Here is an 8,567-nt window from a genome sequence, read left to right on the forward strand (position 1 = left end):
CAAGCTTACCCCCATTCCCAAGGCGCGGTCCCATCCAGAAGATGCCGCGCCATCACAACCGCACGTTCGGCATAGGCCCGCATCCGAGGATCATCGGGCGCGACGCGCGTCATCACCCATCCGGCGGAGGCAAGGCTGCGCAAAGCCACAAAGGCCGGAACCAGCGCGATCTGCGCTTCTGCCGCCGGTCGGTGGGCGGTGTAACCCGCCACAAGCCCCTTGGCCAGCACCCCCAGCATCGGATCGCCCACTCCCTGCACCAAAGCCGTTCCCAAATCGTAAAGACGATAGCCTGCCCCACAGTCGTCAAAGTCGATCAGCGCATAGCCGTCCGGCCCCGCAAGCACATTCTCGCGCAGCACATCGGCGTGGATCGGTCCGTAATCCTGCGCGATTTGTAACACCGCAAGCGCCTTTTCGCGTGCGGCCAGCAACAGAGCGCGTTCTTCGACGCTAAGCGTCGGGTTTTCCCAGAACCGCCCCCAAAGCGGACGCTCGCCCAGCAGTGCCTCGGCGTTCCATTCCGCACGCTTGAACCGAGCCGGCGCCGCACCATCGTCCGTCAGATTGTGCAACTGCGCCAAGAGCTGCCCCAAAGCGCGGCCCTGCGCCGAAACCGCATCGGGGTTTTGCGATAGGGGCTGATCGCCCGCACCGATGGGAGCGCCCTCAAGCCACTCCACACAGGAAACCGAGCGCCGCTCCAGATGCGCGGTCAGCCGCCCGTTCACCGCCCGCACCGGGCGCGGGGTCGCGAAGCCACGCAAAGCCAAAGCCTCGCACCATTCCAGCTCTGCCTCGACCGCCGCGCGGCTTTGATAGCCCGGACGATGCAGGCGCAACGCGACATGCGCGCCGCTCCGCAGGGTGGCTTCGAACACGATATTCTCGCGGTGGCACACAAGGCGCGGTGCCTCGGTCGCGCCACCCCAATGCGCCAGCGCGGAAAGCGCCATCGCGCGGGCCTTGGCGTCACGCGTCAATGGGCACCTCCTTCAACACATCCGCCATCGCCTCGATCAGCAGATCGGCATGAGCGCGGCCAAACGGCATCGGCGGGCGGATCTTCAGGATATGCTGCGCGCGCCCGACGCGGCCAAGCAGGATACCCCGTGCTTTCATCCCTTCGACGACACGCGCGCAGAACGCAGGCCGCGGCTGCCCGTCAAGCGCACATTCAAGACCTACAAACAGCCCGAACCCGCGCACATCGGAAATCAGCGGATGCGTCAGCCCACGCAGCCCATCCAGCAGATAGCCCCCGACATCGCGCGCGTTTTCGACCAGCCCCTCGTCCTCGATCACATCCAGAACCGCCATCGCGGCTGCGCAGGACACGGGGTTGCCGCCGAAGGTGTTGAAATAGCCAAACGCCTCGCGGAAGGCCGCCATCACATCGGGGCGCGTAACCACGGCGGCCACCGGATGGCCGTTGCCCATCGGTTTGCCAAGCGTCACGACATCGGGCGCAAAGCCCAGATAGTCATGCCCCCACCAATGCGAGCCAACCCGCCCGAAACCGGGCTGCACCTCGTCGCACAGGATCAACCCGCCCGCCTTGCGCACAACCTCGACCGTCGGGGCAAGAAACCCGCGCGCAATGCCGGGTGTGCCTTCGTTGGCGAAAATCGGGCAAAGCATCAGCCCCGCAAAACCGTGGCCCGAGACCTCAAGCTCCTCAATCGCGCGGGCGACATTGCGGGCAAATTCCGCAGGCTGCGCCTCAAGGCTGCCCCCCAAGGGCGCAAGGCTATCGGGTGCAGGCACACGGCACACATGCGCGGGCCAGCCACCGATTGGCGGGCGGCGCGTGGACAGATGCGATACAGCCGTCGTATTGCCGTGATAGGTGTTGTCCGTCGCAATGAGGCCCGTCTTGCCCGTCACTGCTTGCGCCATCCGCAGCGCGACATCGTTTGCCTCAGAGCCGGTGCAAACCATGATAATCTGGCGCAGGTCATGGTCGAACTTCGCGACCAGCCGCTCGCCATAGTCCAGAATCCCCTCGTGCAGATAGCGCGTATGGGTATTCAGAACGCCCGCCTGCCGCGCGATGGCCTCGACCACGCGCGGGTGGCAATGGCCGACATGGGCCACGTTGTTATAGCAATCGAGGTATCGCCGACCGTCCGCGCCGTATAGCCAGACGCCTTCGCCCCGCACGATATGCACAGGCTCATCATAGAAGGTCGGCACATTCGGCCCCAGAAGGGCCGCGCGGCGCGCCAGAAGGTCACTCATCATCGCCCACCTTTCCGCGCATGGATTTCACTTCGCCCCGGATCGCCTTGGCCTTGAGACGGCGGCGCTGGCTGCCAAGCGTGGGCTTGGTTTTGACCCGCCGCTTGGGCGCGACAAGCGCCGCGCGGATCATCTCGGCCAGACGCTCGCGCGCGAGTTCGCGGTTGCGTGCCTGCGAGCGGGTCTCTTCGGCGCGGATGATGATCGCGCCGTCCAGCGTCCATTTGCGCCCCGCCAACCGCTTGAGCCGCGCCTTGACGGGGGCCGTCAGATGCGGGCTGCGCTCGGCCTCGAACCGCAGCTCAACCGCGGTCGAGACCTTGTTCACATTCTGCCCGCCCGGCCCTTGGGCGCGGGTAAAGCTCTCGACAAGCTCCCAGTCCGCAATCGCGATATGATCGTTGATCCGTAGCATCGGGCGGAGCCTAGCGTGCGCGTGTAAAAACGAAAGCCCCCATCGGCGGATTACGCCAGAAGACGCGTGCCATCGTGGCCTTTGATGCGCACCGTCATAAGGCTGCCTTCGGGCTGGTCAGCGTCAAAGGCGACCTCGGTAAAGAACTCGGTCCGGGCGGCGCGTGGCCCTTCGGTCAGGATCAGGCGCTCTTGCCCGACTTCGGCCTCAAGATGGCGCAGCAGTGCCGCGTCGCCCTTGGCCCGAAGCCGCGCGGCGCGCTCCTTGATCGCGGGCCCGTGCACACGCGGCATCCGCGCGGCGGGCGTTCCCTTGCGTGCCGAGAACGGGAACACATGCAGGAAGGTCAGCCCGCAGTCATCCACAAGCCGCACAGAGTTCTCGAACATCTCTTCCGTTTCGGTCGGGAAGCCCGCGATAATATCCGCACCGAACACGATCCCCGGACGCAGCGAACGCGCCTCTTCGCAAAAGCGGATCGCATCGTCGCGCAAATGGCGGCGCTTCATCCGCTTGAGGATCATGTCATCGCCATGCTGCAAGGACAGATGCAGATGCGGCATCAGGCGCGGCTCGGTCGCGATGGCCTGCATCAGGTTCTCGTCCGCCTCAATCGAGTCGATCGACGAGATTCGCAGGCGCGGCAGATCCGGCACCAGTTTCAGGATGCGCATGACCAGATCACCCAGGCGCGGCGTGGCAGGCAGGTCCGCGCCCCAGCTCGTCAGGTCGACGCCCGTCAGAACGACCTCGTTGAAGCCGCGATCCACCAGCCGCTTGATTTGATCGACCACAACCCCCGCCGGAACCGAGCGCGAATTGCCCCGCCCGAACGGAATAATGCAAAAGGTGCAACGATGGTCGCAGCCATTTTGCACCTGCACATAGGCACGATGACGCCCGAAACCGTCGATCAGGTGGCCGGCGGTCTCTTTGACCGACATGATGTCGTCGACCATGACCTTTTCAGTCTCGCCCACGAAATCCGGCCCCTGCGGCGCAAGTTGCGCCCATGTCTCGGCCTGCATCTTTTCGTGGTTGCCAATGACGCGTGTGACCTCGGGCATCGCGGCAAAGGTCTCTGGCTCGGTCTGCGCGGCACAGCCCGTCACGATGACCGCAGCGCCCGGATTGTCGCGCGCGAGTTTGCGGATTTCCTGTTTCGCTTTGCGCACAGCCTCGGCGGTGACGGCGCAAGTATTCACGATCACCGCGCCCTCAAGCCCGGCCTCGGCGGCCAGCTCTTTCATGGCCTCCGTTTCATAGGCGTTCAAACGGCAGCCCAGTGTCGAAAAGACCGGCGGTTTCATATCGAGGCCAGAAATGCGGGCGACAGCCGCGCCTCGAAGACCAGCGCCGTCGGGCCGGTCATCCAGACGCCGTCATCGCGCCAGTCTATCTCAAGCCGCCCACCATCGACATCAACGATGACATGGCGCCCGGTCAGCCCCTTCAGATGCGCGGCCACGGCAGTGGCGCAAGTGCCCGAGCCGCAAGCAAGCGTAATGCCCGCGCCACGCTCCCACACCCGCATGCGCAGGTGATCCGGCGCGACAAGCGATGCAAATTCCACATTCGTGCGCTCGGGGAACAGCGGATCATGCTCGATCTGCGGGCCAAGCCCCGAGACATCCACCGCCTCGGCGTCATCGACGAAATAAATGCAATGCGGGTTGCCCATGCCAACAGCGACCGGGGCGCCCTCAAGCGGCAAGGCCATCGGGTCGGCGGCAACCGGAATCGCTGCGGCCTCAAGAATCGGGTCACCCATATTGACCGACACCAGCCCATCTTTGCGGCGTATCGCCCGAAGCGAGCCTCTTGCCGTGGTCAGCGTCACCGCATTTTGCCCAAGCTCTTTCATCATCCAGTCAGACACGCAGCGCGTCGCGTTACCACACGCCCCCGCTTTCGACCCGTCCGAGTTCCAGAACTCCAGCGCGAAATCTGCCTGCGAAGACGGCAGGATAACTGCCAACTGGTCGAATCCCACGCCGCGATGCCTGTCACCCAATGCACGCGCAAGCGCAGGTGTCACCGGATCAAAACCCGAGCGGGCATCAATCACCACGAAGTCATTGCCAAGCCCGTGCATTTTCATGAAGGCCAAATCGGCAGAGGGTTCACGCATCTGTTCCATGGCCGCGATATACGCTTGGCCAAGATTTTTTTCCAGTGGCGCATTTTTCCCCATTTTCGCCCTTGACCACCGGAAGGGGGGTTTGTAGAGAACCGCTCACAGAGAGTGGGCCGTTAGCTCAGTTGGTAGAGCAACTGACTTTTAATCAGTGGGTCGCAGGTTCGAATCCTGCACGGCTCACCACTGTATCCGATTGATCGGAAACGAAAAACCGTCAAGCGAGAGCTCGGCGGTTTTCGTGTTTTTCAAACATTTTTCAAACGCAACGGTGATCTATGCCATGCCGTGTCTAAACAGGCAGGTGACTCGCTCAATGTCGCCGAGGTCGCGTCAAAGTCCTGCCACATCGTGCTTTTATGCCCGATCTGGAAAGGAGCATGAATGCTGCACTACGCTTCGGGAACACCGGCAAACGACGACTTCCAGGTGGTTGAGAACCAACTGGCGCGTCAGCGCCTGTTCTCGGTGCATCCCAACTACGCCAAGCCCGTCGCCCGCTGGCTCGACGATCTGCGGCAAGGCATTTTCTCGTTCGGAGATCAGATGGCCCGCACGCCGAGCTTGAGTGGCAAGCTCGCTCGTGCAGATCGTCGGATGCGGGAGGAACTTGTCGAGCGCGGTCTCGATCCCGAAACCTGGGTGCCCTACGAGGATGCCTTGCGCGCCCTTAGCGAACGCCTCGGTCCCGGCTACCCGAGGCGCATCATGCTCGACTCGGGCGCTTTCACGGACTGGCGCGGTGGACGGCGCAGCGATGTTGAGACGGTCATTCGCTCCTACGCAGACTTCCTTCACCGTTCCGCCGGCCTGTTCGACGAAATCTATCTGATCAACCTCGATGTGATCCCCGGCGCACCCGCGAAAGAAGGTGAGAAGCAGAAGGAGCCGTCCGACGCCGAGATTGCCGAGGCCATCGCGCAATCGGACGTCAACTTCGCTAAGCTCAAAGCGGAATTCGATGTGCCGGTCCTCCCCGTGTTCCATCAGCGGGAGTCATGGGATCGCCTGCGCGAGGTCGTTGAAATGGGTGACGGCTATATCTGCCTGTCCCCTGACAATGGCCTCCCGCAGAAGGAGCGCGAGGATTGGACACTGTTCCACAACACAGCAGCGGAAGCTCATGGTGTGCGCTGCCATGGGCTGGCGACGACGGGCAACCGAATGATGCACCTCGCGGGCCTCTATTCTGGTGACTCGACCGCGTGGAAGACCCACAGCGGAAATGGACGGATTGACGTGCGCTGGGATGCCCCACGCTCGGTCGATCAATTTGCGTCTCGCCCGCTGACTCCGTTCTACCGCCCGACGCATGTCGCCATCGAACGCAACGAGTTTGACGGCAAACGCGCCCTGCCGAATCACAAAGACCACCTGAGCGAACTCGCCTGCCACGAGCAGGAGCATGTGAGGCGTCGGGCAGAACGCTATCTGCCCTTCCCGATGGTTCAACTTGACCGGCGTACCATGTCCATCGTCAGCTTGGGCGAGATCCAGTCAGTCGCGGAGGACAGGCATGAACTTGCCGCCTGACTTTCTCGATCAACTGCGCACCGCTCGCCGCTTCACCGGCCCCTATGCGCAGGCTGCGCCTTGGCAGCGGCAGGTGATCCTGCACGGCGGCAAGCTCTACGCCTCAGACAATTCCCGTATCATCGAGATCGAGTGCGGGGTCGCCGGAACAGCCATCTTCACGGCACGGATCAGGAGCCTGCTTGAGTCCTTCGGCGACGCGCCAGTCACCATCGAAATTGGCGACGATGTTCGCTTCGGATGGGGTGATGGCCGCTACCTCAAGGTGCGCAACGACTACGACCATGACGACGTGGTCGCGCGCATGACGGACCTTCTTGACCGCTGGCACGGCACACCCGTCGTCGAAGACACCGCGCTGGAAGTTGCCGGGCGGGGAATCGAGATCAAGGACGGACCCGCGTTGGTCGATGGGACGCTCGCCCCTCGCCACGGCTTCTTTTACCATCGCGACGGCACCCCCACTTCGCGGCTCGTGCGCGGCGACAGCGACCTTCGGCTGGATGACCTGTTCGAGATCAGGAAGAAGGAACTCGACGCGGCCCGAAAGGCGAGCGAACGAAAGCGGGACCGGCTCCTCGACGAGCAAGCGCGCATCGAGCGAGAGCTTGCCTTGACCGAGCAGGAGATCGCCGCCGACATGCAGCGAATCGCCGACTTCGACACCACTTTGACGAAATACAGCCGGGGCGTGGAACTCGACGAGATCGACCGCGAGCGCCTTCAACCATCGTGCGAAAGCGCGATCCGCAAGGAAGAAAATGCGGAACGGAAAAGCGCCGTCGAGGACATGCCCAAGCCGCCGAAGACCATCAAGGGATGGGAGCAGTGCGGCGACCGGAACGACGGGGAGTATGTCTATGTGACCTACCGTCGGCGCTTGCCGACGACGACGGTTCGCAAGGTGATCCGCAAGCGCATCGAGCAAGCGGTCGGAAGGGTCTTCAACACCGACTTCCCGCGTGACGTGCTCGTGCCAGTCTGGAAGAGCCTCGCGCAAATCGAACCACGGGCGGGGCCAGGATGATCAATTCGGAACATGACCTCTGGCGACTGTTCGGCGGCGAAGGCCCAGACATTCCGGGCAAGAAGGAACTCCCTTTCCACGAGTTTCATGATCTGACCACCGTCTTGGATGTGGGGTCGAAGGACCGACGCAGACCCATTCGGCCTAGGTTCAAGGCGACCGATACGAGGCGCTTCTACAGACTCCATTGCTCCGACGCGGAGGCAGTGGTCGATCAAGCGCGTCTGTATGCGACTGCCGGCAAGATCAGCTCGCCTGATCTGACGGTCAGTTACGTCGGGCAGTTCGAGGTCGATTCCGCAATCCCCTCACCGGCCCCTGCGAAAGCCCCGCCCCGCCCGAAGGCAGCGACGAAGCCTAGACCCGTGCCCAAGGCAAGGAAGTTCGCGAAGGACGATACGCTGGACAAGATTGTCACCCGCTACTTCGCGACGCTGACGGCGGAGCCTTTCACCTACGGCGGCAAGGAGTACCACCCTCGCGACGTGCATGTGAGCCCCGGTATTCTTCGCGGATACACCTGCCCCGCCATGTGCGGGGGCTGCTGCCCTCGCTTCTCACTTGATTACATTGCACCCGATGGAGTGCCCGATGGAGAAAAACACCCGCTGACCAAACGCGTGGTCGAGTTCAACGGTCGGCAAGTCGAGGTGTGGTCCGATATGCAGAAGGACCATGACAACCTGAAATGCCGTAACCTGAACCTCGATAGTGGAAGATGTGATATTCACGGGTTCCAACCGTTCTCGTGCGACTTTGAGTTGCTGCGTTCGATTATTCAGCAGAATTCGCCGCGAGCCGACTTCACGCAAAAACTCTATGGGCGTGGCTGGGCAATGATGCGGGTGGATGGCGAACGCGGTGCACTCTGCGAGATGACCGAGCCAGGGGGCAGTCGTGAGCACAGCGATCAGCGACGCATATTCTGTCTTCACTGCAACATGCCAGACGTCCCCAAGCCAATCACCTAGCTGATTAAGTTCACGCAAGTTCGAGCGGCGTGATTGTGATGCCCCCTCGCGTTCTTTGATTTCGGCAATCTGGCGCTCGTAAGCTTTCTGTTGCTCATCGTCGGGCTCAATGGCAGCGATTTTGACCTGCTCCCCTTGGTGTCCTCGTTTATTGGTTAGCTCTGTTCAGGGTTTGGTCCTCTCTTGACCGTTGGTGATACTCCCACGGGGTGAGCCCGTCGAGGCTCGAATGTGGGCGGTGAT

8 protein-coding genes and 1 tRNA gene are annotated in these 8,567 nt (G+C 62.5%); 4 read left to right on the forward strand and 5 right to left on the reverse strand.

What is annotated here, in order from left to right; all coding sequences use genetic code 11:
* Window positions 1-5 precede the first annotated feature (5 nt).
* The 5 genes from RYZ20_RS09960 to dapF are packed head-to-tail and all read right to left on the reverse strand — an operon-like array spanning window position 6 to window position 4,796.
* Entirely contained in the window at window positions 6-983 is a 978-nt protein-coding gene (locus RYZ20_RS09960; protein WP_317672985.1) for a phosphotransferase enzyme family protein, read from the reverse strand.
* Window positions 973-2,241 (reverse strand): aspartate aminotransferase family protein, encoded by a 1,269-nt coding sequence (locus RYZ20_RS09965; RefSeq protein ID WP_317672987.1) that lies wholly within the window; start codon window positions 2,239-2,241, stop codon window positions 973-975. The genes RYZ20_RS09960 and RYZ20_RS09965 overlap by 11 nt, the downstream gene beginning before the upstream one ends.
* On the reverse strand, window positions 2,234-2,656 hold the full coding sequence (arfB, locus tag RYZ20_RS09970; protein WP_317672989.1) for an alternative ribosome rescue aminoacyl-tRNA hydrolase ArfB: 423 nt from the start codon (window positions 2,654-2,656) through the stop codon (window positions 2,234-2,236). The genes RYZ20_RS09965 and arfB overlap by 8 nt, the downstream gene beginning before the upstream one ends.
* 50 nt (window positions 2,657-2,706) lie before the next feature.
* On the reverse strand, window positions 2,707-3,966 hold the full coding sequence (mtaB, locus tag RYZ20_RS09975; RefSeq protein WP_317672991.1) for a tRNA (N(6)-L-threonylcarbamoyladenosine(37)-C(2))-methylthiotransferase MtaB: 1,260 nt from the start codon (window positions 3,964-3,966) through the stop codon (window positions 2,707-2,709).
* Entirely contained in the window at window positions 3,963-4,796 is an 834-nt protein-coding gene (dapF, locus tag RYZ20_RS09980) for a diaminopimelate epimerase (protein ID WP_317672993.1), read from the reverse strand. Before dapF ends, mtaB begins: the two co-directional genes overlap by 4 nt.
* A 107-nt stretch (window positions 4,797-4,903) precedes the next feature.
* Between dapF and RYZ20_RS09985 the strand changes: the two genes are divergently transcribed.
* From RYZ20_RS09985 to RYZ20_RS10000, 4 genes are all read left to right on the forward strand, one after another.
* Window positions 4,904-4,979 (forward strand) — tRNA-Lys (locus RYZ20_RS09985).
* Window positions 4,980-5,177: 198 nt separating this feature from the next.
* Complete coding sequence (locus tag RYZ20_RS09990) at window positions 5,178-6,326, forward strand: hypothetical protein (RefSeq protein WP_317672995.1); 1,149 nt, start codon at window positions 5,178-5,180, stop codon at window positions 6,324-6,326.
* Window positions 6,310-7,353 (forward strand): hypothetical protein, encoded by a 1,044-nt coding sequence (locus tag RYZ20_RS09995; protein ID WP_317672997.1) that lies wholly within the window; start codon window positions 6,310-6,312, stop codon window positions 7,351-7,353. The genes RYZ20_RS09990 and RYZ20_RS09995 overlap by 17 nt, the downstream gene beginning before the upstream one ends.
* Window positions 7,350-8,324: a hypothetical protein gene (locus RYZ20_RS10000; protein ID WP_317672999.1), complete on the forward strand. Its 975-nt coding sequence runs from the start codon at window positions 7,350-7,352 to the stop codon at window positions 8,322-8,324. The genes RYZ20_RS09995 and RYZ20_RS10000 overlap by 4 nt, the downstream gene beginning before the upstream one ends.
* The last annotated feature ends 243 nt before the right edge of the window (window positions 8,325-8,567 follow it).

It is taken from the genome of Pseudothioclava alba (genome assembly GCF_033100795.1).
Lineage (GTDB): Bacteria > Pseudomonadota > Alphaproteobacteria > Rhodobacterales > Rhodobacteraceae > Pseudothioclava.

Excerpts from the sequence above, each read along its gene's own strand:
- mtaB (WP_317672991.1), bottom strand. The coding sequence starts at position 3,966 with ATGAAACCGCCGGTCTTTTCGACACTGGGCTGCCGTTTGAACGCCTAT.
- RYZ20_RS09965 (WP_317672987.1), bottom strand. The coding sequence starts at position 2,241 with ATGAGTGACCTTCTGGCGCGCCGCGCGGCCCTTCTGGGGCCGAATGTG.
- RYZ20_RS09995 (WP_317672997.1), top strand. The coding sequence starts at position 6,310 with ATGAACTTGCCGCCTGACTTTCTCGATCAACTGCGCACCGCTCGCCGC.
- arfB (WP_317672989.1), bottom strand. The coding sequence starts at position 2,656 with ATGCTACGGATCAACGATCATATCGCGATTGCGGACTGGGAGCTTGTC.
- dapF (WP_317672993.1), bottom strand. The coding sequence starts at position 4,796 with ATGGAACAGATGCGTGAACCCTCTGCCGATTTGGCCTTCATGAAAATG.
- RYZ20_RS09990 (WP_317672995.1), top strand. The coding sequence starts at position 5,178 with ATGCTGCACTACGCTTCGGGAACACCGGCAAACGACGACTTCCAGGTG.
- RYZ20_RS10000 (WP_317672999.1), top strand. The coding sequence starts at position 7,350 with ATGATCAATTCGGAACATGACCTCTGGCGACTGTTCGGCGGCGAAGGC.